The sequence below is a fragment of the Paracoccus sp. TOH genome (genome assembly GCF_030388245.1).
GTDB lineage: Bacteria > Pseudomonadota > Alphaproteobacteria > Rhodobacterales > Rhodobacteraceae > Paracoccus > Paracoccus simplex.
In genome coordinates, this window is sequence record NZ_CP098361.1 from 495,001 (window position 1) to 519,657 (window position 24,657).

Below are 24,657 nucleotides of genomic sequence, written 5' to 3' on the forward strand. Positions count from 1 at the left end.
CATAGTGATCCGGTGGTCCCGAGTGGAAGGGCCATCGCTCAACGGATAAAAGGTACGCTGGGGATAACAGGCTGATGATGCCCAAGAGTCCATATCGACGGCATCGTTTGGCACCTCGATGTCGGCTCATCTCATCCTGGGGCTGGAGCAGGTCCCAAGGGTACGGCTGTTCGCCGTTTAAAGAGGTACGTGAGCTGGGTTTAGAACGTCGTGAGACAGTTCGGTCCCTATCTGCCGTGGGTGTAGGATACTTGAGAGGAGTTGCCCCTAGTACGAGAGGACCGGGGTGAACGTTCCACTGGTGGACCAGTTGTCGTGCCAACGGCAGTGCTGGGTAGCTATGAACGGACAGGATAAACGCTGAAGGCATCTAAGCGTGAAGCCCCCCTCAAAACAAGGTATCCCTTGAGAGCCGTGGAAGACCACCACGTCGATAGGCCGGAGATGTAAGCGCAGCAATGCGTTCAGTTGACCGGTACTAATGGCTCGATTGGCTTGATTTGATCCGGAAGAAGACAGACCTGTCTCGCTTCCAAAAGCATCCTTGGACAACACTTCCCAAACGGGAAACGCCGATCGCTTCTTTTCCGGTCTGGTGGCCAAAGCACGAGCAAAACACCCGATCCCATCCCGAACTCGGCCGTTAAGTGCCGTCGCGCCAATGGTACTGCGTCAAAAGACGTGGGAGAGTAGGTCACCGCCAGACCTGAAAAGAAGCGATACATCCCTCAAAACGATCAACGACAGAACATGCCCTGCCGCGGGGTAGAGCAGCCCGGTAGCTCGTCAGGCTCATAACCTGAAGGCCGCAGGTTCAAATCCTGCCCCCGCAACCAGAAATCCTGCACTTTGCACAACCTCCTGTTCGCAGGAGGTTTTTTGCTGTCCGGACAACTGGTCCGCATTCAGACTCAGCGCCAGAATCCCTGCCAGATCGCCGTGAAGCGTCAGCTCGAGGCTCATCCGCTTGCCCTTGGTCGGCACCGGCGTCGCCACGATCTTCTCGATCAGGTCCCGGATCGCCTCGCGCGCCTCGCCCTCCCTTTCAGGTTCGGAAAGGGCGGCGATCAGCGCCCGGATGCGTTCCTGCCAGGTGTCGGCCATCTTCGGGTGGATCCGCAGGGTCGCGTTCGCGGCAGGGGCGGTGGCGAGGTCTTTCTCGATCTGCTTCTGGCGGGTCTCCAGCTGCTCCATCTTCGCCTTGATCCGCTCGGGCGGCAGGCCGGAGAGGAGCGCGTTCACCAGCGCATCCTGTTCCTTGATGAGTTTTGTCAGTTCCTTCTCCTTGACCGCCCGGTCGTCGACATGGCTGGCGGCCAGGCGGTTGCGCTCGGCGATATATTCCTCGGCGAAGACCTTCACCAGTTCCGGGTCCATCAGCTGCTGGGAGAGGATCGCCAGGATCCGGCCCTCCAGCTCCTGGCGGGTGATGCCGGTGCGGTTGGTGCAGACCGAGGTGCCCTTGTTGCGCGAGTTCGAGCAGCCGAAGCGGTCCTTGCCGATGGTCGAGAAACCACCGCCACAGCAGCCGCATTTGACCAGCCCGGTGAGCAGGAAGCGCGGCTTGCGCCGTTCCCAGGCTTCCTTGTCGGTCTGTTCGATCTTGCGGCCCTCCTGGCGGGTCTTGACCCGGTCCCAGAGGGCCTGGTCGATGATCCTCAGTTCCGGCACCTCGGTGACGATCCATTCGGATTGCGGGTTCGGGCGGGCCTGGCGCTTGCCGGTGGCGGGGTCCTTCACGAAAGACTGCCGGTTCCAGACCAAACGCCCGATATAGATCTCGTTGTTGAGCACGCCGGTGCCGCGTTTGGGATTGCCGTGAATGGTGGATTTGTCCCACTTGCCTGCGCGGGGACCGGGGATACCTTCGCGATTCAACTGGTCGGCGATGCGGTTCGGCGACATCCCATCGGCATAGGCATGGAAGATGCGGCGCACGGTGGCGGCTTCGTCTTCATGGATCTGTCGGTCGCCGCGCCTGATCTCGCCGTCCTCGCCCATATGGCGCAGCACCGTATAGCCGAAGGCATTGCCGCCGCCGGACTTTCCGGCCTCGACGCGGCCGCGCAGGCCCCGGCGGGTCTTGGCCGCCAGGTCCTTCAGGAACAGCGCGTTCATCGTGCCCTTGAGGCCGATATGCATCTCGTCGATGCGGCCCTCGGCCAGGGTCTCGATGGCCACGCCGGCGAAAGTGAGGTTCTGGTAGAGCGCCGCGATATCGGCCTGGTTGCGGCTGAGCCGGTCGAGCGCCTCCGAGATCACGATGTCGAAGCGCCGCTCGCGGGCATCCTGCTGCAGGCGCTGGATGCCGGGGCGCATCAGCGAGGCGCCGGAGGTGGCGGCGTCCTCGTAGCTGCCCACGATCTGCCAGCCGGCGCGGGTGGCGCGCTCGCGGCAGAGCCGGAACTGGTCCTCGATCGACGAGGCCGATTGCAGGTCGGAGGAATAGCGGGCGTAGATGACGGCGCGCAGGGTCATGGGTGGGGCTCCGATGGGGCAGGCCGCAGCTTGGCGGTGATGGAACGATGGGGGAAGCGTGGATGCAAACGCCGCTATGGTGCAAGGGGCAGGGCGGATGCGGTGTCGGCACCCTGCAGCCGGATCGCACGGGCGGCGCTCGCTCAGCCCTGTTGCTCGGCGGCATGATCGGCGCGGGCGGCGTCGCGGGCCATGGCGCGGACCAGGGCCAACAGCTGCTCTTTCTGCAGGGGCGGCAGTACAGGCGACGCGGCGAGCGCGGGAGCGGTCGCTCCCGTCCTGCCCTTGCGCCTTGCGCCCTGTTGCCCTGCCTGTGCCAAAAGCAAATCTCTCCCGTGCCGCGCAGAGCCAGGCTCCCGCGGGTCATCTCACCCATCAATCCGGTATCCATCCGGGTCATGAGATTATTATAGGACATGGAGAGAAACTCCGAAGACGTTTATGGCCGCATGAATGCCGGAATATGTGGATAACCAGGTCAGCGCATTGAAAATAATTGAAAAACAGAATGTCAAAAGCGCCTAAAGGGAAAAGACTGAAGGATAAAATATAACCGTCGCAGGTCTAGTTAAATTAAAAATATCCGGAGAGCAGAAAATCGACCCTGCAAGGAAGAAAAGAGAGAAAACCCTTGTCGCATATGAAGCAGGTGGAAAAAGAAAAAAGTAGAAACCTGCAAGAGAGGAAAGCAGACGCGCGGCATCGGCGCCGCGCCTGGGAAAAGACAAAACACCCTGGCCCGGACCAACCTACCACGCGGGTTATCCAGGTTCAGGGGCGGCGGGATAGAGGCCGGACAGGTGCCGGTGCAGGTCCTCTCCGCTCAGATGCCGGTGCTGTTGCAGATCGCGGGCGATGGCGTCCAGCCGGTCCCGCTGTGCGCCAAGTATCCGGGTGGCCCGCGCTTCGGCATGCTGCAGCCGTGCCCGGACCCGCTGTTGCAGCGCGGGGGCGAGGCGGCCGATGGCGGTCTTGCCGGTCCAGAGCGGGCCGTCGGATCCGAGACCATAGCTGGTCTCGATAGCGACGGCGATGCGGGTGGCGAGCGCGAGATCAGACTCTTCGCCGCCGCCGGCGCCGGCCGAGACATGGCCCAGCATCAGGCGCTCGGCGCAGCGCCCCGCCAGCGTGTGGGCGATCTCGGCCTCGTAATCCGCGAGCAGCATCTGGTGATGCGGCAGGTTGCGGGCGATCTCGCCGCCGCGCGGGGTCAGCGTGATGCGGGTGATCTGGCCCAGGTCGAGCGCGGCGCAGACGACCGTATGGCCGGCCTCGTGCAGGGCGATGCGCCAGTCGAGCGCATCCTGCGGCGGCGGCAGGGCAAGGGCGTCACGGACGTCGTCGAGCTGCAATGTCCGACGTTCCGATCGGCAGATCGACCGCGCCATGCGGACGGCGGCGTCGATCTGTGCCGGGGTGCAGCCCGAGGCCGTCCGGGCCAGTGCGGCGACGGCCTCGGGATCGAAGCCGGCGCCGAGTTTGTCGCGCAGGATTTGCGCCAGCGCTGCGGGGCCTGGCGCCCCGATCTCGATATGAAGATCGAAACGACCGGCGCGCAGGATCGCCGGATCGATGCGTCCGGGATGGTTGCAGGTGCCGACGACAATGACGCCTTCCTTGCGGCTGATCATGTCCATCTGTTCGAGGAACGCGTTGATGACCTGGGTGCGATAGCTGCGGGCGTGGCTGTCGCTGCCGTCGCGCGCGCCGGCGGCATCGATCTCGTCGATGGTCAGGATCGCGGGGGCTTGTGCAAACGCCTGGGCGAAGCATCGGCGCATTGCGTCGAGCATATTGCCGAGATGGCCAGCGGCTTGCCATTGCGCAAAACTGCCGCTGACATGCGTGATGCCGGCGCTGGCAGCCATGGCCTGTGCCAGCCAGGTCTTGCCAGTGCCGGGCGGGCCGTAGAGCAAGAGCGAGCGGGGCAGGTCCGACCATGCGATCTTGCCCGCCTGCCAATCCTTGAGATCGGCGACGATGCGGCGCGCGGCGGGCAGGGCCGGGTTGTCGTCAGCGATCCGGTCGAGATGCGGACCGGATGTGAGCGGCTTGGGCGCCGGTTGCGCCAGCCGTGCGACGGCCTCCTCGACACCCGGGGCCGCGAATGCGAGGCGCAGCGCCAGCGGGGTCAGCCCGGCGATGGCCGCGTCATCGGGCAGCCGATTCGCCAGCGATGCGTCGGCCATGACGCCGGCATCCGGATGCCATGCGTCCAGCGCCGCGCGCAGGATCTCGCGCGACAGCGGCGCCAGCAGGATCGGCTCGGGCAGGGCGGGGCGTAGCTCTTCGGGCAGGATCACTTCATCCGGCACCGGCAAGACCAGCGGCAGGCCGGTTTCCATCGCCTCGGCGATGCGCTCGGCATATGTGGCGATGCTGATGGCATCGATCTTGTCCATGTGGACATCGGGCCGGAGCACGACGGCCGCCGGCGGCGTAAAGCTCACGATATCGCTGCGGTAGAGATACTCCCAGCCCTCCGGCAGCATGAGCTTGCCGATGGTCCGGGCGACATGCAGCAGGTCCGGGATGGCGAAGCCGCGCAACAGCATCAGCCGGTGATCGGTCAGTTGCGCCTCGAAGGCCGGGGCGGATCCGAAGGTGCGCGCCAGGCGCATGAGCAGCAGAAGCTGCGCGGCCGGCAGCGGCCGGCGGGCGACGGCGACGGACGCGGTGCCGGGGGCATCGTCATCCTCCTTGCCGCGCGTCTTGCTATCCGGCGGCCAGTCGGGATGCACGACCCGGGCCGCCTGCTGTGCCGGGAGGGTCGAGGCGAAGGCGGTCTCATCGACCAGGACCGCATTCTGGCGGGACAGCAGATCCCGGGCATAGCGGATCCAGGAAGGACAGTCCTGTGAGGGCAGGGGGAGGCTTTGAAGCATGGGGAGGTTCCTTGCAGGAAAAGGGGGATCTGTTCCGGACGAGGCAGGCCTGCTTCGGTCTGGGCATGGCTGGTCGTTGCCCGGGCTGGGCTCCGCCTTGCGCGCGCTCGATGGCGGCTCGGGCGCGTGACTGGTCCACGTCTGCGGTCAGGGGCGGCGGGCGTTGGATGCGGGGCGCTGGTAATCGCGCGCAGGACGGGTTGGGGCGAAGCCCCGGCCCGGACTATGAGGCCGGCGTTCTGGCGATCCGTTCCAGTTCGGTCCGGATCACCGGCTCCAGGGCGGCGTCGTAGATCTCGCTGACGAGATTGAGATGGCGGGCGATCGCCTCCCGCGGCAGCACCGCCTCGGGGTAGCGGCGCCGAAGCTTCCGGTGCAGGCGTTTCTCCATCTTGAGCGCGTCATGGCCGGTCGCCATCGGGATGCTGACGACCAGAGCGCAGCCCAGTTCGGCAGTCATGCCGAGTTGGTGCCGCATGCGCGACTGCGGATTGCGGCTGTAGCCCAGCTTGACCACCGGCCCGTGGCCCGGCAGGTGCAAGCGCAGCAGGTAGAGCCAGCTCGGCGCCGCCGACCAGCATTCGCCGCAGCAGCCGCAGGAAAATCTGCCGGTCTGCAGATTCCCGCGCGCGATGCGCTGCTGGTGGCCGCAGCCGTGCTGATACAGCCGGTAGTTGGCGTCGCCTTCCGGATCGGACCCGATCAGCACCCAGCCGCAACTTTCCGCCTCGGCGGCTTCGCGCGCGGCATGGCAGGTCTCGCAGCGCAGCCCGTTCCGCCCGGCGCCGATCTGGCGCATGCGGTCGGGCTGGCGCCGGACCTCGTGGCCGCAAGGCGCGCGATACCAGGCATACATCATGTCCTCGGGATCGCGGCGCAGGTATTCCAGCCCGGCCTGTTCGGCAGCAGCGCGCCATTGTGCCTCGAGGCAATGCGGACATTGCGGCTGACAGGCGCGCAGCGCGGAGATCTTGTGCTTGCTGGGCCGGCCGCAGGTGCCGCAGGCCAGCGCGAGGTGGTAGCGATCCTGCACCCGGGCGATGATGGTCATGCCTTTCTGGTGCGCGAGGTCATGCCAGGCCTCGGGGATCGGCAGGTCGATGGCGGGCATGTCCGGTTGCGACGGGTCCAGCCTGGTGTTTTTGCGATGGGCTTTATGCATGGGGTATCCTCCCGAGTGTGGGGTTCTGGGAATGGAAAGGGAGAGGGCGTCCTGACGCGGCGCAGCCGCAGCCGCATGGCGCGCGCCAGGGCGCGCCATGATCAGGCGACAGGCTCAGGATGGGGTGGAGATCCGCGCCGGCTCAGCAGCCGAGGCCGGGCCAGTCGTTGAAGCCGTCCGGATCCCCTGCGCTGGGGATCATCTCCAGGCTGCCGATCTCGGCCAGCCGCGCCTCCGCGCTGCGCAGCATCTCGCGCAGGCGCCAGGCGACGGCATTATCGCCCCGCAAGGTCAGAGCCTCGCCGCAGCCGGCCAGATCCGCCACTGCGGCGTCATATTCCGCCGGATGCTCGCAGCCCAAGGCGAAGTGCAGGATCCGCGCGGCCCGGATCAGCACCCGGTCGGCGGCGCGCAGGGCCGGGCTGTCGGAGAGATCGCTGGCCTCGGCCGCAGCCCGCTGCCAGAGCAGTTCCGACTCGCGCAGCCAGTGCGAAAAGGCCGGGTCGCGCGACCAGCCGTGCTGGATGTCGCGCTCCGCTTCGATGGCATGCGCCAGCGTGCCCAGAAGCTCGGAAAAGCGGCGTGAAACACTGGTGTGGGTGAAAGCGCAGGTGGCTTTCTGCGCCCCGAAGGGCGTGGTAGGACTGGCGTCAGCCATGGTCGGTCTCCTTATCCGAGATCGTTGTGGTCAGGGCCAGGGAAGAGTTGCCGCTCTTGCCCTGGCTCGCCCATTCTGTTACCTTGTTGGCATAAAGTCAAGTAAGTACGGAACGGATTCTGCATGACAGAGAAGAAAATGGGCCGGCCCGAAGTCGATACCATGCCCGTCACCATCCGCATGGAGCGCGACATGGTCCGCCAGATCGACGATTATCGCAGGACCCTCGACGACCTCCCGACACGGCCCGAGGTGATCAGAAGGGTCATGGCCGAGTTTTTGGCGCGTGAACTGCAGAAAAAGACTGACTGAGGACTTTTGGGGCATTTCCTAACGGATCGAGGATCACGGCTGTTATGGGGTGTTGCTGAGTGCTGAAAACGGCCTTGGTTACGATCAAGTCTGCCGTGTAATCAGGCTGACCCTGTTCGGTTTTGCTGTTCCTTTTATGGTGTATCCGCTCTGGTAGAACTTATCCGGTGTTACCCGATACGCCGTTAGGCACTCATAGAAATGATGTCCGGCAGGCTTGCGAGGCAACGATGACCGCGCGCTGTACTTGGCCGTTCAGACTTCATGCCTGGTGGTCGTGGCGGTCGTGCCGGGGGTCAGCCAATTGATCGCCCATGACGATAGTAAGCTGATCAGCCCGCAATAGCCTTTGCTATCCGCTTGTCTCGTGCATAATCGGGCGAATCCGATCCGAGCGTGCTGACGCTCGGTGTGGTGTCATGCCGACTGAAGCATGTGGCAATGTCCAGGAGGTCGGGGCCTTTCTGACGACGCAGTAAGCGAGGTCTTGGAGATGTTCGACCTCCTCTGTTCTGATCAGCTTTTGGGACCTGTCCGTCCTTTGTCAGGGGTATTGCCTGTTGAGAGAGAAATCCTGGAATTCCCATGTGCTCGGATCTGTGACATTGGCTTCTCCATATGTTCCGGAATTTCCGCCAATGATGTCCGACGTTCCATCTGTTCATGACGTTCTGGTGGCCAGCGGAAGATGCAGTCTGCGGGGCAGGGCAGCCGAAATCCCATCAGCAAGTAGCAGGACCTCTTGGAAGGAAATCCATATTATCAGACCAATTGGCATCTGGTCGAAAAATCGCTAATAGCTGGACTCTGTGTCATGGAGGCAGCAGATCCCGAACTTCATACAGCACAAAGCACACAGATAAAAATTAACGGCACCGTCTTCAAGCAAGTGTCAGTGGGAAAGCTGCTTTGTAACTATTGGTCTATGCCTGGAGCCTCTTCCGGACATCATCGCGATGGCAAATAGTCGGGATTGGTGTTCACAGGAAAACCGCTCGCCTGTGGCATTGCCGTGATGTTGATGGAGAACCGGCGGATCGGGTTCATCTTCTGGACTGATTACCGTGTCCGCACCATGGCAAGGTGAGGAGCTGGGGCAGAACCTTGGATAAGCTCCGAGAAACGGACGTTGCCGGTGCGGTCATCCCTATTCAAGGACCAGGGAGCCTGACTTATTTTTCAAAAATCTCGAGAAAGACTTGAACTGCATCAAAGGACGGATTATAAAGTAAGCGTCGCACCAAGAAATTGGCAGGCCAAGGCAGTCTTCCCCGCCGGGTAGGCGGCTGAAAAAAGATAGACGCCTTGATTTTTCCGCCGGGTAGGTGGTCCGAATGGGGTGGGGCTTTGGCCTCGCCCCATTCTTTTTCTGAATCTATTCGTCTATAATGTGTCGGCCATGCACTGCGTCGGGCGCTTTGGCTTCGTGTAGTGATCTCATTGTGTTTTTGGCTATGGATCGCAGGGGTTCGTGGCCTGGTTGCTGATTTCCACCTGAATAGCCCCGAGTTTCTTAGACGCCTTCACGTCTCATCACCTCCCGCCGTTCGAACTCGGCGGGCGACAGCATCCCGTTCCTCGCATGCTTGCGCTTCGGGTTGTAGAACATCTCGATATAATCGAACACGTCCTGCCTTGCGTCTTCGCGGGTCCTGTAGGTTCTGCGCCTGATCCGCTCGCGCTTGAGCAGGTTGAAGAAGCTCTCGGCGACTGCGTTGTCGTGGCAGTTGCCGCGGCGGCTCATGGAATGCTCCAGATTGTGGGCGCGCAGAAACGCAGCCCAATCCATGCTGGTGAACTGACTTCCCTGATCCGAGTGGATCAGCACCTTGGTCTTCGGTTTTCGCCGCCAGACCGCCATGAGCAGGGCCTGAAGGACGACATCTGTCGTCTGCCTGCTTTGCATCGACCAACCGACCACGCGCCGGGAATAGAGGTCAATGATCACCGCGAGGTAAGCGAAGCCCTCCTGCGTCCGGATGTAGGTGATATCGGTCACCCAGACCTTATCCGGGGCCTCGACATCGAACTGCCGGTCGAGGGTGTTGTCGACCACGACCGACGGCTTGCCACCATAACTTCCGGGGCGGCGCTTGTAGCCGATCTGTGCCTTGATCCCCGCAAGCTGCGTCAATGTCAATCGGGCGACCCGGTTCGGACAGATGCTTTCACCCTGTTCCACCAGATCATCATGCAGCTTGCGGTAACCGTAGACCTTGCCGCTCTCAACCCAGGCCTCCTGCAGCAACTCGGTCTGGCGCCTGTCTTCCTGGGCTCGCGCGCTCACCGGCGCCTGCAGCCAGGCATAGAACCCGCTCGGCTGGATGCGCAGGCACCGGCACATCGCACGGATGGAAAACTGACCCCGATGCTCGGCCACGAACGCGTATCTCACTTTGCATCCCTGGCGAAATACGCGGTGGCTTTTTTAGGATGTCACGTTCCTCCGACACCCGGACCAGCTCTCGCTTCAGTCGTCGGATCTCGGCATCCTTTGCCGTCTCACCCGACACCGCCTTCGCGAACTTGCGCTTCCAGGCATAGAGCGAGTGCGTGCTCACCCCGAGCCGCTCAGAGACCTCCTTGGCCGGGTAGCCCCGCTCCGTGATCTGCGCCACCGCATCGCGCTTGAAATCGTCAGTGAAATTACCTGTGCCCATCATGGCCTCCTTGCCTCAAAGTTAGCGAAGAAGGCGTCCACGAAACATGGGGCTATTCAGGTCCAGCAATAGACCAGTTGCCACGGGCCATTGTCGCGCGCGATCTCGGTCATCGCGTTGTAGGACTGGTAGGCGTCGCATTGCAGGAAGCGGCCGTGGTATCCGGCGAGGAAGTTCAGCGGATGCGCCTTGCCCCGGCCGGGGGCATAGTGGAACAGCACGATGGGTGGGCCAGCCCCGCCATGACCACGCTCGTCAGTGACGACGGCCCAGAAGAAGCCGCTCTTGGTGCGTTTCAGGCCCGGTTCCAGCACCGGCGCGCGGGTTTCATCCACGAAGATGCGGTCTGCGCCACGCAGATGGGCACGCATATGGTTGATGACGGGCATCAGGTGGAAACAGGCGCGCCCGACCCAGTTGCCGAGTGTGCCGCGGTCCAGATCGATCCCTTGCCGCTTGAAGATCTCGGCCTGCCGATAAAACGGCAGGTGGTTACCGAACTTCGAGACGATAATCCAAGCGATGAAGAGTTCCGTGGGCAGCCCGCCGGGCACGACATGCTCGGGGGCATGGGCCTGCGCGACAGCTTGCGAGTAACGGCGGCAGGCGTATTTCGGGCGCCGCGTGACCAGCACCCGGAACTGGGCGGGGATCACGTCGAGCCGTTCGGACACGTCTTCCCCGATCCTGGACATCTCGCCGCAACCGCAGGGACAGAGCGTGCTGGCAGGCTCGATCACGCGCTCAACCCGAGGCAGATGGGACGGCAGATGCCCGCGGTTGCGCTTGGGCTTGCGGGGTGTTTCCCCGCGCGCCCGCTGCATCGCCGCTTCGGCCTTTTCTTGTGCTGCCTCAAGCACACCTTGAGCAAACTCGGCATCTTCCAGGGGCAGGTTGAACTGGTCGGGCGAAAGCTTTTCGGAGCGCTTGCCGAATTTCTCGCGCTGCGCCGCGTGCAGGATATCCTGCAGCCGCCGATTGGCCTCTTGCGTCTCGGCCAGCGTCGCCTCCACCTCGGCGAGGCGGGCCTTCAGCAAGGCGTTTTCGCGCGCAAGATCAGCTGTTTCCATGGCGGGAAGTGAAACACAGGATGCCCTTTCCGGCCAGCAAAAACAGGCGTTTCGACGCAGCCTGCCAGTCACCCCGCCGCCAGCGGGCGCCGCGTCCGTTCGGGGCGGACCATCCGCCAATCCACGCCCTCAAACAGCGCTGCAAACTGCGCGCCGGACATGCGCATGACCCCGTCGCGCAACTGTGGCCAGACGAATTTGCCGCCTTCCAGCCGCTTGTGAACTAGCACCATGCCGGTCTGATCCCAGAGCAGCAGTTTGATCCTGTCCGACATCGAGGAGAAAGACAAACCGAAGCGCCGCCCCATCCCCGACCATGTCCCCCGGATGGAGGTTGAGCTCAGCCCCGGCACCGATGCCTGTGCCGATTGCGGTGGCCGCCTGCGTCGGATCGGCGAGGACGTCACGGAAGAGCTGGAGTATGTTCCTGGGCGCTTCATCGTGAACCGGATTGTCCGCCCCCGGCTGACATGCGCCTGCTGTGAACGCTTCGTCCAGGCCCCGCTGCCCTCTCGCCCCATCGAACGCGGGCGCCCTGGGCCGGGCTTACTGGCCCATGTGCTGGTCAGCAAGTATGCTGATCACCTGCCACTTTACCGCCAGAGCCAGATCTTCGACCGCGAGGGACTCGACCTCGACAGATCGACCCTTGCCGACTGGGTTGGCAAGACCACCGCCCTGCTGGAACCTCTGGCCGACGCCATTGGCCGCCATGTCCTGTCGGCCGACGCGATATTTGCCGATGACACGCCGGTCAGCATGTTGGCGCCCGGCTCCGGCAAGACCCAGACTGCCCGGCTCTGGACCTATGCTCGCGACGAACGGCCCTGGGGCGGCGAAGCACCGCCCGCAGCCTGGTATCGCTTCTCGGGCGACCGAAAGGGGCAGCACCCGTAGGACCATCTCGCCCGCTTCCGCGGCTGGATGCATGCCGACGGCTATGCCGGGCTCAACGATCTCTACCGTTCCGGCGCCATTCGCGAGGTCGCCTGCATGGCCCATGTCAGGCGCAAGTTTGTCGACATCCACCGGTCGCAGGGCTCGCCCATCGCCGAAGAGGCCATCGGACGGATCGCCCGGCTCTATGCCGTCGAGCAGGTGGCACGAGGCTCCCCTCCCGACCGCCGCGCCGAACTGCGAAGGTCCCACGCTGCCCCGGTCTTCGACGACCTCGAGGTCTGGCTGGCCATGCAACTCACTACGATCTCGGGCAAATCCCCGCTCGCGGCGGCCATCCGCTATGCCCTGACCCGCATGGAACGCCTGCGCCCCTACCTCGACCATGGCATCCTGGAGTTGGACAACAACGTTGCCGAACGCGGCATGCGCGCTATCGCGAGTGGTGAGTCATTATGCCCCTCTTTTTCAAGTGTCTGGAAATATTGGAAGTTGGTTCTGGTCGGCCGCGTGACGCGGGCGTCCTTTCTGTCTAAGTGCCTCGACGACGCATTCGCTCTCGAGTTCTTCGGCCCGGATTTGCCAAGGCGCGCCCGGAACGACCTGCTCGGCAGGCAAAATCCCGTCCTGGATCATCCGCCGCACGACATGGCTGGTCACCCCGAGTTTTGCCGCGGCCTCGCGCATGGTGAGCCAAGCGCCGTCCTTCTCGGCCGAGCGAAAGGCGTGGATACCGCGCACCCTGCGGATGGAGGCCACCCGGTGCGCCGTCCAAGTCTTGTCCTGGCCGGTGCGCACGCCCATCCGGTTCAAGGTGGCCGCGATATCGGTGTCGGAAAAGCGCGTTGCCATCCGCTCCATCACGGCCAGAGCCTGCTCGGGCGTCTGGCAACCATGCTCCCCCGTCCTTGGCTTACGCACCCGCAATTGCGAATGCTGACCGCCTTGCCAGTGGATCGTCAGCACGACCTCCCGTGTCACGTCGTCAATATCGGCGATGATGTCCGAGATCAGCGCCCGGATCAGTTGCTGGCGGCTTCGGGTCGTGACACCCGGCGCCAACCAGGCTGCGGAAAGGTCCGCCGCCAAGCTCTCGAAGTTGGGCATCGGCGCGGTCGGGTCCAAGGTATCCGTTGCGGCAAGGCGCGCCCGGCAAGCCTCGACACGCCGCAACGCAGCTTCCCAATGCTTCTCGAGCTGGGCTGCGATAAGCCGGTTCTCCGGGTCGCAGGCGGCATAGCGCCGTTCTGCCAGCGAAGCATCGTATTCTGACTGCTGCAGATCGAGTTCGGCCACGCGCCGACGCTCGGCCTCTCCTTCCCTGTGCATCCGCTCCGCCTCCAGTGCGGCCTCGATCGCCATCGGCTCGACCACACGCAGTATCTCCGATGCGATCGCGGCGTCCACACGGGAACCGCCGAAGCTGAGACAACGTGGCAGGCCGAGCATGAGATTGGGCCGGTCGCAGCGATAGGTCGGGCGCCCCGGCGGGGCGCCGGCATAGGCGACCGCCAGGCCGCGGCCACAGCGCCCGCAGGTCAGCATGCCGGCAAGAAGGGCACGACCGCCCCGCCCGGACTTCTGTCCTCCCGTACGTCCATAGGCGTTGGCTGCGAGCAGCATCTGGTTCCGCTCGTATTCCGCCCAATCAATATAGGCGGCATGATGATCATGGATAAGCACGTCCCACGCTTCCGGTGGTTTGCCATGGCCGTAGGACTTGCGCGCGCGCCCGTCGACCAATTCGATCCGCTTCTCGCTCTTTCCATAAACATAGGTTCCTGCGTAGAAGGGGTTCTTCAGCAGGCCGATGACATTGCGGTAGCGGATTGCTGTCCAGTCGAAGGATGTCAGGCGCTTCCCGTCCGAAGGCCGCGGAAAGAACACCCCCTCCGCCGCCAGCGACAGATGCGTCTGCCGCGCGCTGCCGAGTTGGCGGAACCGTTCGAAGACCAACCGGATCACTTGCTGGAGCCGGAAGTCGGGATCGAGGCCGAGCCCGATATCGCGATGCCAGATATAGCCGATCGGCACGCTGATCCGAAGTTCGCCGCGGCGGGCCTTCGCCCGGGCGGCGTCAATCATGCGTGCTCGGATCACCCCGAGTTCAAACTCGCTGATGCTGCCCTTCATGCCGAGCAGCAGGCGGTCGTTCGGCAGGCAGGGATCGTAGATGCCATCGAGGTCGATGACACGCGCCTCGACAAGCCCGCACAGTTCGAGCAGGTGGTGCCAGTCCCTGCCATTGCGTGCCAGCCGCGAAGCGTCAAAGCAGAGCACGGCGCCGACTTCCCCGGCGCACAAGGCGGCGACGAGCTTCTCGAAGCCGGGCCGGGCCACCATGCCGCTGGCGGAGCGGCCAAGATCGTCGTCGATCACATCCACGGTCCGGAAACCACGACGACGCGCGACCTCGACCAGCTCATATTGCCGTCGCCGGCTCTCGGTGTTGAGTTCGACTTGGGCTTGGGTTGATTGACGCACATAGACCACCGCCTTGCGCTGCAGGATGGCCGGCGGAAGGAGATCACCGTCCATCATCGCTTCCCTCCGGTTCGCTTTCTCCCGCCGCTTCGGCCAGGAGGATGGCCAGGCACGTCACCACCTGCTGGCGCTCCTGGAGACTCATCCCGCGCAACCGCTTCGAGTCGAACTGCATCTGTAGTTGCCTGGGGCATGAAGGCTTGATGGGCAGGTCTTGCATCGGTCTGTTCCTTTCCGGCGATGAGATCACCGGAAGAGCTTCGCCGAAGACCGCGCCGACTCAGAAGGTCATCGAGATCTGACAGGGCCGCGAGCGACACGCGCGGTGTGCCAAGGTCCATGCCGGTGCAAGCCGCCGGATCGAGCATCCACGCGGTCACGACCATGAACACTCCAGGCAGCACCTCGATATGGACGAACTGGCCGGACTTGCGTCGGTCGACACGCTCCACCCGAAACTGTCGGCCGAAAAGCGCGTGCCAGCGATAATGCACCTCAACAAATTGCCCGACATGGGCAGAATGAACGGGTGATGGCTCTCGGGCGGAAGAATTACCTCTTCGTCGGATCCGAGGCAGGTGGAAAGGTCGCCGCCATCGCCTACACCCTGATCGAAACCGCCAAGTTCAATGCCGTCGATCCCCACGCTTGGCTCGCCGACACCATCGCCCGTATCCCCGACTACAGGATTACCAAGGTCGACGACCTGCTGCCGTGGCGCTGGACGGATAGCAGTCAGGCCGGACGCTTACAGTTATCGGGGGTCACAGCAGCCATAGCCAGCAAGGAAGTCGCCGCGCCCAATCTTGTACCTGATCATCGTCAAGTCGTCGCGCCCGCGGTCGTTGTCCTGGCGGGTCCTTGCGATCAACGTGCGCCTTGCGAGGCCCTTGTGGAGAGTGGGACGCGACCGGCTCCTGGCCGTTCACGATCCTGTGAGCGGCATTTCGCGGCGGCAGGGCGTCGCGACCGGGTTGACCGCCTGGTCTCACTTATCTTTGCACCGACTACGGCAGCCGAACAAAAAGCCCATTATTGAAACAGCTACTTTAGCTTACAAGCATTGCGTTTTTTTGAATGTGCCGAATCACGAGCTTGCGGGCTTGGCGGCCAGAAGCCAGCATACGGGCTGCCACGACGGGCTGTTTCTGGTCTCGGAGTTGAGGGAACAGAGAGAAGATCTCTTCCTGTGCGGCAGGCCCCATAACTTTTAGTGCCTCTTGTCCGTGACGGAGCGACTCGGTTCCAGCACCGTTCGAGATCACGATCTCATGCGCATCCAACAAAATGTGGAAATATTCGACCTCGTTTATGTCATCTGCAATATCGATGCCGTCTACCTGAAGAAGCTGCTTCGCGGGCGCCAGCAACTCTTGCGTACCAAACAAACGCAAAGCGTATCGCGAGCGCAAGAGGATCCGATGCTGAGGGGAAACCAGCAGGTCGGTGGTAGGCGTCTTCTGGCTCAACGCCCCGGCCCGAATACGAACGGGGCGTAGGTTGGGGCTACGCGCCAGTTCAGTGGAGGAAAACTTGCACGAGCCAACCCAGCGCACTTGCTGCAAGCCATTGTCAAGAGTGCGAATGCGATCGCCAATGTTCAAATTCTCAATAGAGACCAGGCCTCTCTCGGTTTCCAACTTCGTTCCAGCTACGAAACTGGGTACCAGAGCCCCATATGGCTCTTGGGATGCCAGATAATTATCAGCTGTTTCGCTGCAGTCTTCACTTGATTGAACAACCAGTGGAGTATTAGCCGGTGGAATCTCACTGATGCAGCTCAACCCCGCAACCTGCCCACCTGTTTTGATGGCGATGCCGTCATTCAATTTTGACACTCCTTTTGCATCGATGGCGCAACGTCAACCTACATTCGGATTCCATGATCGTCCCGGTAGGTCTGTAGTAAAAGAAAAGCGGCGGAACAATGCCCAAGTATTGTCGTTCGCAGCTCGACCGAGAATCCGGGTTACCAAAATTAGATCGCATGAATCGCCGGGTATGGGTACTGGTACACTCGCTTGAGCAACACCCCAAGCACCCGGCGCAAGATTGATCACAGATCCTACGAACTTTCCCCAATTCGTGAATGTAACTGCACCGTTCGGGGCAACTCCGATAGAAAACCCTATCCCAGGACCATCCGTACGCGCTGCTTGCACGGCCGCCGCCACATGTACGACTCCTGATAAAGGTACGCCACGGCAGACAGCGCAGACAGCTTTCAGCCTTGGAGGGTGGATGAGATAGGCGTCCTCACGCTCCCAATAATCAGCGGCGACATACCCTGATAAATCACTGATATCTCCAAGAATTTCTGGCCTTGGCAAGTCTCGGGGACGCAGCCGAGGGCGAGATTCGAAACCGATCTCGCCCAAGTCCGGCTGCACAGATTCGGCGGCCTCTCTACGATCATTGAATTTCGTATTCACGAACACTCTCTCACCTGTTCTTGGTGTAGTCGCTTATAGTCGCTAAATGATAGAATAGTATCCTCAAGAATACAACGTCCGGGAGCATAAAGGTGCGCCACTCAGGGAACTCGCTAAAATCGCTAGATTAAATCGCGTATTCGGCTCGTGCGCCACTTCCAGCCTCTGAGTGTGCGGATGCCGCGTGCGTCGCATATGCGGTCGGGTGACGCCGGACGGAAACCGTTCGGCGAAAATCCGGGCCGGACAGCCGGGCGCGCGGCAGCGAAAGCGACGAACCTGCAAGACGATTTCCACGGCTCGCCCATGCGCAGGAACATCGGCCGGGCGACGTCGATACCGACTGTGGACATGCTCCGAAATGCTCCCGCAGTGTGGACAGGCGGCCGCGGCCGCCGAAGAGCGGGCATGGATAGCCATCGAGCTCGATCTGATCGGCCGTAAGCCCTGCCGGCAGAAAATCTCGGCGTGAAAACCATGACGCCATCGCGGTAACCTCCCTGGAAGAAGGCCAAAATGTAGCGAGGTTGAAGCTCAACTGCACCAAATCTGCGTCAGACCCCAATATTGGGTCTGACTCAAAGTTGGTGCATTTTCCGGTTTACGCCGGGGCGAGGAGCCGTGCCCTGAGCAGATCGATGTTGGCGCGGCCATACATCTGGCGTTTGAGGGTCTTCAGCCGATTGATCTGCCCCTCTGTCTGCCCGTTCGACCAAGGTTCGCGCAGGGCGGCGGCAACGGCGGCGCAGTCGCTGCGGAGGCCACGGGCAAAGGAAGGCCGCGTATGACCGAGGAGTTGAACGAGCTGGGCCTGCGGGTCGGACAGCGCCGGGTAGGCCGTCTGATGCGCCAGAATGGCATTCGCATCATCCGCAGCCGGAAGTTCAGGCGCACCACCGACAGCGATCACGCCTTCAACATCGCGCCGAACCTCTTGCAACAGGACTTTTCGGCGAGTGCCCCGAACCAGAAGTGGGCGGGCGACATCACCTACATCTGGACGCGTGAGGGCTGGGTTTATCTGGCCGTCATCATCGACCTGTTCTCAAGGCGCGTGATTGGCTGGGCGATCAGCAACCGGATGAAACAGGATCTGGCGATCAGAGCGCTGAACATGGCTGTTGCCCTGCGCCGCCCGCCACCAGGCTGTATTCACCACACGGATCGCGGCGCGCAATACTGCGCCCATGACTACCAGAAACTTCTGCGCAAAAACGGGTTCAAGGTATCAATGAGCGGCAAGGGAAATTGCTATGATAACTCGGCCGTCGAGAGCTTCTTCAAGTCCCTGAAGGCCGAACTGGTCTGGAGACGCGAATGGCACACCCGACGCGATGTCGAGATCGCCCTCTTCGAATACATCAACGGCTTCTACAACCCGCGCCGCAAACACTCAGCCCTCGGCTGGAAATCACCCGTGGCCTTCGAGCAGAGGGCCGCTTAACATGAGCACCTGACCGGAACGAAACCGGGACAGGTCCATGGCCGCCATCCTGGCGCATCGCGAGGTGGCGCCGCTGCTCTCGGACGAGCATTTCTCGGTCGATGGCACCCTGGTAAAGGCTTGGGCGTCCATGAAGAGCTTCCAGCCGAAGGAAAGAGCGACGTCCGACGGGGACGACAATCCTGGCGATCCGCCAGATACCAGTGTGCTGCCCGCATCCTCCTCTAACCAGTCCACCGCCGAGCCCGACCCGATGATCCGCCCCACACGCCGCAACCGCAACGCCGAAGTCGACTTCCGTGGCGAACAACGGTCAAACGCGACCCATGCTTCGAGAACTGATCCGGAGGCCCGGCTGCCCTTCGGCGAATGGCCGGCCGTGTTCAACGATCCGAAGATGACGACGGCGCTACTCGATCGCCTCACCGGCCATGTCTCGCGTTGGGGTGGTGGCGGTCGCACATGGGCGACTATCGCGACGCTCTTGCAGACCTGCAAGATGAACAACGTTGACCCCGTCGCGTGGCTAACCCAGACCTTGGAGCGCATCGCCAACAAGTGGCCGAGCGCAGAGATCGACGCTCTCATGCCCTGGAATTACAAAGCCTGAACGGCCTCAGCTGCCCGCTTACGGAAAGCCGCACAAGTCATCATCATCGCCGTCGCCAGCACGCTCGCCACCTGCGCGAACGCTTTCTGAAAAAGGCGTAGAAATATGCCACCATGATCGCCCGATAGTTGTGCTATGGGACAAGAGTGTGCGAGATAGCACATGAGGCGGAAGCGGAAGCGCGCACTAGCTACGGGATCAGATCTACGCGTTGAAGCCTAGCAGTGTAGTAAAGGCCACGCCGTCGTGTTGGCCTTGACCTATGTGGCGTGAGTTTCTATCGCTCTTTTGACAGGATATTGGTGGGCTAAAGCACAACGATGGAACGACGGAATCTGAAAGACTGCACGGAGCTGTGGTGCACACTAGATTGGCAACATGCCGACGAATGTGATATCGTCCTTCACAATGCGGGCGTCACAGTGCTTCCAATTGTGATAAGCTACGAGGCTAGCACCATCACAGTCTTCATGGAAGATCAGCAATCCGTGATCATCCCGCTGCCTCGCTTGGGGAAGCAAACTCACTTCGCTATCCGCTTTGACGGTCCCTGCGGTGTCCAACACACTCGTGCGATCACCCTGGAGATCGACAGCGAGCCCTTGGCCTCCCTCTTGCTCACTGGAGCCTTTGAACCGACGGTTTTAACCGAGGTAACCTTCGGAGAACCTGTTGTCCCCACCTCTTTTGGTCTCTGGATCGAGCAGGAAGCAATCGGAAACTTCTCTCTGCTACTTGATCGACATCTTGCAATGTCTGGTGTTTTGACCGCTCGGCATCGCCCTGCGCTTTCTCTGAATATTTCCGGTTGTCCTGATCGTATCCCGGTAGCCGCAGCGTCTATAGACAATAGTACAAAAAGGGAGCAGAAAGATAATGCCCAATGGCAGATCGATGCCCCTCTTCCGGGCTGGATCTGGCGCACAGCACACCCTGGCGCTGAGATAGTTGAAATGACAGTCATGGATAATGACAGGCCACTAGGGAATATTTCGATAGGCCGGAACGACGTTGTGACAATTATCGACGAGATGGCCTGTCAGGTTGTTCCTGGCACAGCTTCTATCAGTGAACTATGCGCGCTAGAGCACGTCGTCTACGGCGAGCTAATCAATCGCATCACACCTGAAGCCAAAAGTTTTGTAAAGCAGATTGCACAGACCTACGGTGTCGAAAGCTTTCTAGCTATTTCCTCAACCGAAACCAGCGCAGTGTCAAAATCCTCTCTCTTCCCGGTCGAGGGTGAGATGATGACCCGGGCGATAGCTGAGGGAGCTGCCTTAGTACTCTCACCTTCATCTGACAGAATTGCCGCACTTCAAGGAACCATGCGAGATTTTGGTTTTCTAGGCAATCCTGAACGGATACGTGATTTTGTGTTGCAACTAACGGAACGTTACATTCTTTCCGGCAGTTTTGATAACCTTGCAAGATTAGCGCAACTTCACGGCGGTATTAAGATACCTGAAAATGCCGACAACTGGGCAATTTCTGTTTCATTACCTTACCTAATCCGACAAGGTAACTTAGAACAGGCTAGCGAGGCGATTTGGTCAATCGACCCAGACAGGGGCTGGATCGTAACCCCCGCAATTGCCCACGCTGTTTCTGAAGCAATGATGCTGCAAATCAGCAAGCCGTCGAGCGTAGAAGCATTGAGTAGGCTCACCTACGGCTATATGAACCTGCTTAGAAAGATGAAAGTAAATTATTGGGGACGTGCGCAGTGCTCTGCATTGCTTGAATGCTCGAGCAACCTCGTACAGCAGGCAGTAAGAAAATCTCTGTCATTTCGAAACGACATCGAGAGCTTCGCCTTGGAGGTACACGGTCTCAGCGAAGAGTTTTGGGACAGAGTGGCCCGCCACAGTGAACATAGTCTGCGGGTAGCCACGGCTGCACGGTACTTCGAACATCTTCGGGAAGCACAGAACAACCTGGCCCTAGCCGACAAAACCCAGGTGATCGACGCACTACGACATTTTATGGAATATGCTCCCGCCGATACATTGAGATTCGCGCGCGAGCTCTTGCCACAAGAGCTCTTGGCTGATTGTCTGAGCGGAGCAATCTCCGGCTTACGCCCGAAGGTCGGCGCAGATTTGGATGAATTCATTCGCGTGGCCGCTCACCCAGCATTCGCCGGAAAGGCCATACCGTTTCGCAATGAATTGCGTCAAGCACTTTTTAGCGCAATTGAGTGCCAATCACTCGCGCCAGATTTAACTAGACGCGCAGCACGTGAGCTTTTTTTCTTAGCCGAAACCCATAACAAGAACTATTCCTCTCACGACACGCTGCTGCGTGAAATTACCTCTTTATCTGCATGTGGCGAGGGCGCTAAAGCTGCCGAGTTCACGGTTTTGCTTACCGCATTACTCGCTTCATGGGGAAGATCAGAAGATGCGGCTCGGATCGTATCTCATGCCCAAAAGCTTGTTGAGGCCGTCAACACGCAATCGGAGAGTGGTGTAACTCCGGGAATAAAAGCAGCACTGCAGAACCTTGAATGCGCAGGCGAAACCGGTCTTAGTTATGCTGCATTTATATCTCAGCAGCTACCGGATAGTATATCAAGAAATCAAACTAAAAAAACGAGTGCGCCAGCCGATCTTGTATTCGGCACAATCGTCACGATCATCTCATGCCGAAAATATCTAAACGAAAGAAAACTTCTAATCGAGGAAACATATGCCAGCCGCCTGGAGGAACTAGGCATTCCATATCTATTTGTAGTTGGCGGTGATAGCACCAGATTAGAGGGCGATATTCTACAACTTGATTGCTCCGACGATTATGAGGGTTTACCAGAAAAAATTCTTTCTGCCGTGGAATGGGTTCAGCAGAACACTGATCACGCGTTCATGTTCAAGATCGACGATGACTGCTTTTTAAATGTAGACGAGTTCTTTTTCGGTCATTCCTGGAGATCTGCGGATTACTACGGTCGCTGCATAAATAGGCCAGTCGGAAGTATGGATCGGATGTGGCATATGCCCAAATCATCCACAATCCGCGCTAAGCTTGAGTTGGATAAGTCTCCGGAACCTTCGGTTTATGCTGATGGTGGATCGGGGTACTCCTTGAGTCGCCGTGCTATGGAGGTGATCCTCGATGAATTGCAGACTAGCCGGGGCGCCCTTCTGAAAAATAGCTGTTACATGGAGGATAAGCTTGTTGGAGATCTTCTGGCAGCAGCCGGAATTACCCTTTCCTCCGCGGACTATCATGTTTCTGTGTTTCGTAAGCTACCGCTAACCTCGACTCCTGTCAGCATGTACGCTAATTCCTTTCTACCTAGCCGAGTTTGGCCAGCAAAATTGGCTCATTTAGATCACCCAAAGCTATTCAAGACGGCCCAAGAGCAAGCTAGCACTGAAACACTTTGGCCGTCCAAAATTTGGCCCAGCTATTCCCATGCTCATGTCGGCGGAAACTCGAATGCCCTAGATCTAATTACGGCCCCTGAGAAAGCTTGGGCAATACTCGAGCAGCCTCTATCCGTTGTGGCCTGCATGCGCAATGAAATGACCATATTGCCGCAATTCTTGAACCATTATCGCCGACTTGGGGTCGCATCCTTTTTAATTTCCGACAACTGCTCTACTGATGGTTCTGCATCCTATCTGGCTGAGCAACCGGATGTTGTCCTATTTTCCTGCGACACTGCATATCGAGAATCAAACTTTGGTGTCGCGTGGCAGCAAGCTCTCTTGTCTTCGTTCCGTTGTGGTCGGTGGTCCATCGTCGCAGATGCGGACGAGTTTTTAGTTCCACCAGGAGCTGATGGACGGCCTATCGCAGACTTTCTTGCAGAGGTCGACGCCGAAGGTGCAAACGCTGTTTTAGGACTGCTGCTTGACATGTATCCAGCGGGTGACCTATCCGCTTGTGATCTATCTACAGGAAGCCCGTTCAAGCTCGCGTCCTATACTGACCAAGTTCCGCTTCAACCTGTTTGGTTTCATGGTCCGTATTCCAACTCACCGGCTTGGATAAGTTCAGTTCGTCATCGCCTAGCCCCAAACTCTAGCCCAAGTGATTTTACCGCACAAAAGGTATGCATCCTGAAGTATGCTCCTTGGATGCAATTGTCTGCCGGCTTGCATTATGTAGGCGATTGCCAAATTTCCGAAACTCCAGCCGTTCTGTGTCATTTCAAATATCATGCTGAGTTTCATGCTAAAGTAATCGAAGAGGTTCAGCGCAAACAGCACTTTGCAGGCGCCTCCGAATATATAAAATACCTTGATGCGATTAATGCCAATAGCACTATATATGATCCAAGCATCTCCGTACCCTGGCGTGAAGCACCGATGGTTCGAGAAGCTCTAACTGGACAACTTCACATTTCATGGCCCAACACCCGCACGAGGACAAAGAGGAAAGAGCTACCTCCGGAATAAGAGGATCTTGAAATGGCAGCGCCGAGATCTGCCCCCTTTTTTGTAGCAACAATCCTCCAGCACACAGTAAGACTTCCGCGAAGTATTGGCTTCCTGAACGGTTGGTGGTAAGGGAATCGAGATGCTAGCAATGAGTCCTTAAGACTTTCGTCAGAGACACCTTGGACCAAATGACATTAGAGCATGCCATGACCCACATGAACGTAATTCTTACTTCCTCACGCTTCGGAGGACGCTATCTCCTCAAAACGCTTAGCCAGTGCCGCCCAGATTTCATTATTCTACAGGAGGTAATGCGCAAGGAGACGGATTCTCATCGCACGCTCAGCGATATGACTGGGCTGTCGGTCGATAGACTGAAAGCAATGGCCTCGTCCGAACCCGAGATGCTATGGACGATGATCGCAGACTCGGCGAAGGCGAGCGGGAGGAATATCGCAATGCTTGTCTACTATTATCATCAGCCTCGCATATCTGCGCTCTGGGACCGAATTCATCAAGGAGCCCGCATCGTTCATTTGGTGCGCCGAAATCTCTTCGAAGCTTTCCTATCCCGCCAAGCCGCTCTTCAGAGCAATATTTGGCGACCGAATGAAGATCATGATAGCCGCACCGAAAGACCCATTGTATTAAATGAGAAGGATCTACATTCCTATATCAGCGAGCGGACGAGGGATATCGCATGGGCGCGCCGAAGATTCACTGCGGGAGATTATCACGAGATATTCTTTGAAGACATTACCCGTACTGCGGGTGTCTGCCTTGATGCAGTCAATCGGTTATTTCCCGCAAATGGGGAGATCATACCTCCTGTTTGTTTGACGCCACCATCTCGGAGGACTCGTTCTAACGCCGATCGCGTTGCCAACTATGCCTTTGTTGCGAAATTTGATCGCGAGTACTCGTCATGAAGGGACGGCCTGGCAGGAATCTGTACGAACTGATGAAGTTCGCCTGACCCCGCATAAGAGTAAGCGTTTCCTGGCCCCCACCTTCCCGCCTTTGTCCTGATCGGCGCATTGGATGTTTGTGATGATCAGGACGGAGTTTCTCCATGGAGGCTGCATTGGAGGTTCTTCCGGCTGGTGGCCGAAGCCGCCGGAACCGGAAGTGGCCAAATGAGATGAAGGCACGGGTTGTGGCGGCAACGCTGCTGCCA

At 59.8% G+C, this 24,657-nt stretch carries 17 protein-coding genes, 1 tRNA gene, 2 rRNA genes and 5 pseudogenes (1 of these 25 only partly in view); 12 read left to right on the top strand and 13 right to left on the bottom strand.

Translation table 11 applies throughout. The features are described from left to right. The 3 genes from NBE95_RS13020 to NBE95_RS13030 form a co-directional block, all read left to right on the top strand. Positions 1-503: ribosomal RNA gene (locus NBE95_RS13020) — 23S ribosomal RNA — on the top strand (it extends 2,329 nt beyond the left edge of the window). An 88-nt stretch (positions 504-591) separates the two neighbouring features. Next, positions 592-706: ribosomal RNA gene (gene rrf, locus NBE95_RS13025) — 5S ribosomal RNA — on the top strand. 53 nt (positions 707-759) lie between these two features. Next, positions 760-836 (top strand) — tRNA-Met (locus NBE95_RS13030). Here NBE95_RS13030 and NBE95_RS13035 read toward each other — a convergent pair. The 4 genes from NBE95_RS13035 to NBE95_RS13050 all read right to left on the bottom strand — a co-directional run bounded on the left by NBE95_RS13035 (position 793) and on the right by NBE95_RS13050 (position 7,183). Continuing rightward, complete coding sequence (locus tag NBE95_RS13035) at positions 793-2,478, bottom strand: recombinase family protein (RefSeq protein ID WP_289895937.1); 1,686 nt, start codon at positions 2,476-2,478, stop codon at positions 793-795. The genes NBE95_RS13030 and NBE95_RS13035 overlap by 44 nt on opposite strands. 761 nt (positions 2,479-3,239) lie before the next feature. After that, positions 3,240-5,363, bottom strand: coding sequence for an AAA family ATPase (locus tag NBE95_RS13040; RefSeq protein WP_289895852.1), 2,124 nt, complete (start codon positions 5,361-5,363; stop codon positions 3,240-3,242). 223 nt (positions 5,364-5,586) lie between these two features. Further along, positions 5,587-6,474, bottom strand: coding sequence for a GIY-YIG nuclease family protein (locus NBE95_RS13045; protein ID WP_289895853.1), 888 nt, complete (start codon positions 6,472-6,474; stop codon positions 5,587-5,589). A 193-nt stretch (positions 6,475-6,667) separates the two neighbouring features. Further along, a complete protein-coding gene (locus NBE95_RS13050) occupies positions 6,668-7,183 on the bottom strand; it encodes a hypothetical protein (protein WP_289895854.1) in 516 nt (171 codons plus the stop codon). Positions 7,184-7,306: 123 nt separating this feature from the next. On the opposite strand from NBE95_RS13050, the gene NBE95_RS13055 reads away from it, so the two are divergent. Next, positions 7,307-7,495 (top strand): hypothetical protein, encoded by a 189-nt coding sequence (locus tag NBE95_RS13055; RefSeq protein ID WP_289895855.1) that lies wholly within the window; start codon positions 7,307-7,309, stop codon positions 7,493-7,495. A gap of 1,513 nt (positions 7,496-9,008) precedes the next feature. Here NBE95_RS13055 and NBE95_RS13060 read toward each other — a convergent pair. The 3 genes from NBE95_RS13060 to tnpB all read right to left on the bottom strand — a co-directional run bounded on the left by NBE95_RS13060 (position 9,009) and on the right by tnpB (position 11,500). Then, positions 9,009-10,155 (bottom strand): IS3 family transposase gene (locus NBE95_RS13060; protein ID WP_289895938.1). Its coding sequence is split into 2 segments (ribosomal slippage): positions 9,009-9,915 and positions 9,914-10,155, totalling 1,149 coding nucleotides; the frame shifts between segments, so codons are not numbered across the junction. A gap of 56 nt (positions 10,156-10,211) precedes the next feature. Continuing rightward, on the bottom strand, positions 10,212-11,225 hold the full coding sequence (locus NBE95_RS13065; RefSeq protein WP_289895856.1) for an IS66 family transposase: 1,014 nt from the start codon (positions 11,223-11,225) through the stop codon (positions 10,212-10,214). 68 nt (positions 11,226-11,293) lie between these two features. Beyond that, on the bottom strand, positions 11,294-11,500 hold the full coding sequence (gene tnpB / locus NBE95_RS13070) for an IS66 family insertion sequence element accessory protein TnpB (RefSeq protein WP_289895857.1): 207 nt from the start codon (positions 11,498-11,500) through the stop codon (positions 11,294-11,296). Between the two features lie 52 nt (positions 11,501-11,552). Here tnpB and NBE95_RS13075 point away from each other — a divergent pair. Beyond that, positions 11,553-12,512: pseudogene (locus NBE95_RS13075) on the top strand (IS66 family transposase); the annotation flags it as partial. A 78-nt stretch (positions 12,513-12,590) separates the two neighbouring features. Here the strand turns inward: NBE95_RS13075 and NBE95_RS13080 are convergent. Then, a complete protein-coding gene (locus tag NBE95_RS13080; RefSeq protein ID WP_289895858.1) occupies positions 12,591-14,660 on the bottom strand; it encodes a recombinase family protein in 2,070 nt (689 codons plus the stop codon). Continuing rightward, on the bottom strand, positions 14,650-14,826 hold the full coding sequence (locus NBE95_RS13085; RefSeq protein ID WP_289895859.1) for a hypothetical protein: 177 nt from the start codon (positions 14,824-14,826) through the stop codon (positions 14,650-14,652). The genes NBE95_RS13080 and NBE95_RS13085 overlap by 11 nt, the downstream gene beginning before the upstream one ends. 190 nt (positions 14,827-15,016) lie before the next feature. Between NBE95_RS13085 and NBE95_RS13090 the strand changes: the two genes are divergently transcribed. Both NBE95_RS13090 and NBE95_RS13095 read left to right on the top strand, forming a co-directional pair. Further along, positions 15,017-15,139: a hypothetical protein gene (locus tag NBE95_RS13090; RefSeq protein WP_289895860.1), complete on the top strand. Its 123-nt coding sequence runs from the start codon at positions 15,017-15,019 to the stop codon at positions 15,137-15,139. Beyond that, positions 15,133-15,330: pseudogene (locus NBE95_RS13095) on the top strand (transposase domain-containing protein); the annotation flags it as partial. The gene NBE95_RS13090 and the pseudogene NBE95_RS13095, both read left to right, overlap by 7 nt. A 325-nt stretch (positions 15,331-15,655) precedes the next feature. On the opposite strand, the gene NBE95_RS13100 reads toward NBE95_RS13095, so the two are convergent. The 4 genes and pseudogenes from NBE95_RS13100 to NBE95_RS22410 all read right to left on the bottom strand — a co-directional run bounded on the left by NBE95_RS13100 (position 15,656) and on the right by NBE95_RS22410 (position 17,894). Continuing rightward, positions 15,656-16,435, bottom strand: a complete 780-nt coding sequence (locus NBE95_RS13100; protein WP_289895861.1) for a Hint domain-containing protein — start codon at positions 16,433-16,435, stop codon at positions 15,656-15,658. 33 nt (positions 16,436-16,468) lie between these two features. After that, positions 16,469-17,044, bottom strand: coding sequence for a DUF6212 domain-containing protein (locus NBE95_RS22405; RefSeq protein WP_354670367.1), 576 nt, complete (start codon positions 17,042-17,044; stop codon positions 16,469-16,471). A 174-nt stretch (positions 17,045-17,218) separates the two neighbouring features. Next, positions 17,219-17,425 (bottom strand): annotated as a pseudogene (locus NBE95_RS13105) (transposase family protein); the annotation flags it as partial. Positions 17,426-17,639: 214 nt separating this feature from the next. Beyond that, entirely contained in the window at positions 17,640-17,894 is a 255-nt protein-coding gene (locus NBE95_RS22410) for a transposase (RefSeq protein WP_354670370.1), read from the bottom strand. On the opposite strand from NBE95_RS22410, the pseudogene NBE95_RS13110 reads away from it, so the two are divergent. The 5 genes and pseudogenes from NBE95_RS13110 to NBE95_RS13130 all read left to right on the top strand — a co-directional run. Then, positions 17,811-18,482 (top strand): annotated as a pseudogene (locus tag NBE95_RS13110) (IS3 family transposase); the annotation flags it as partial. The gene NBE95_RS22410 and the pseudogene NBE95_RS13110 overlap by 84 nt on opposite strands. Positions 18,483-18,519: 37 nt before the next feature. Next, positions 18,520-18,840: pseudogene (locus NBE95_RS13115) on the top strand (IS5/IS1182 family transposase); the annotation flags it as partial. A 21-nt stretch (positions 18,841-18,861) separates the two neighbouring features. Then, the gene (locus NBE95_RS13120) at positions 18,862-19,092 is read left to right on the top strand and encodes a transposase domain-containing protein (protein WP_289895939.1); all 231 of its coding nucleotides are present in this window, start codon (positions 18,862-18,864) and stop codon (positions 19,090-19,092) included. A gap of 470 nt (positions 19,093-19,562) precedes the next feature. Then, the gene (locus NBE95_RS13125) at positions 19,563-23,498 is read left to right on the top strand and encodes a glycosyltransferase family 2 protein (protein ID WP_289895862.1); all 3,936 of its coding nucleotides are present in this window, start codon (positions 19,563-19,565) and stop codon (positions 23,496-23,498) included. A 188-nt stretch (positions 23,499-23,686) separates the two neighbouring features. Further along, positions 23,687-24,409 carry a hypothetical protein gene (locus NBE95_RS13130; RefSeq protein ID WP_289895863.1) on the top strand — a complete coding sequence of 241 codons (723 nt, stop codon included), beginning with the start codon at positions 23,687-23,689 and terminating at the stop codon, positions 24,407-24,409. The last annotated feature ends 248 nt before the right edge of the window (positions 24,410-24,657 follow it).

Bases quoted from the DNA above. Each gene is read 5' to 3' on its own strand.
- NBE95_RS13055 (WP_289895855.1), top strand. From the start codon at position 7,307: ATGACAGAGAAGAAAATGGGCCGGCCCGAAGTCGATACCATGCCCGTC.
- NBE95_RS13085 (WP_289895859.1), bottom strand. From the start codon at position 14,826: ATGCAAGACCTGCCCATCAAGCCTTCATGCCCCAGGCAACTACAGATG.
- NBE95_RS13080 (WP_289895858.1), bottom strand. From the start codon at position 14,660: ATGGACGGTGATCTCCTTCCGCCGGCCATCCTGCAGCGCAAGGCGGTG.
- NBE95_RS13040 (WP_289895852.1), bottom strand. From the start codon at position 5,363: ATGCTTCAAAGCCTCCCCCTGCCCTCACAGGACTGTCCTTCCTGGATC.
- tnpB (WP_289895857.1), bottom strand. From the start codon at position 11,500: ATGTCGGACAGGATCAAACTGCTGCTCTGGGATCAGACCGGCATGGTG.
- NBE95_RS13090 (WP_289895860.1), top strand. From the start codon at position 15,017: ATGGACGAACTGGCCGGACTTGCGTCGGTCGACACGCTCCACCCGAAA.
- NBE95_RS13065 (WP_289895856.1), bottom strand. From the start codon at position 11,225: ATGGAAACAGCTGATCTTGCGCGCGAAAACGCCTTGCTGAAGGCCCGC.
- NBE95_RS13125 (WP_289895862.1), top strand. From the start codon at position 19,563: ATGGAAGATCAGCAATCCGTGATCATCCCGCTGCCTCGCTTGGGGAAG.
- NBE95_RS13050 (WP_289895854.1), bottom strand. From the start codon at position 7,183: ATGGCTGACGCCAGTCCTACCACGCCCTTCGGGGCGCAGAAAGCCACC.
- NBE95_RS13035 (WP_289895937.1), bottom strand. From the start codon at position 2,478: ATGACCCTGCGCGCCGTCATCTACGCCCGCTATTCCTCCGACCTGCAA.
- NBE95_RS13045 (WP_289895853.1), bottom strand. From the start codon at position 6,474: ATGCCCGCCATCGACCTGCCGATCCCCGAGGCCTGGCATGACCTCGCG.
- NBE95_RS13130 (WP_289895863.1), top strand. From the start codon at position 23,687: ATGACCCACATGAACGTAATTCTTACTTCCTCACGCTTCGGAGGACGC.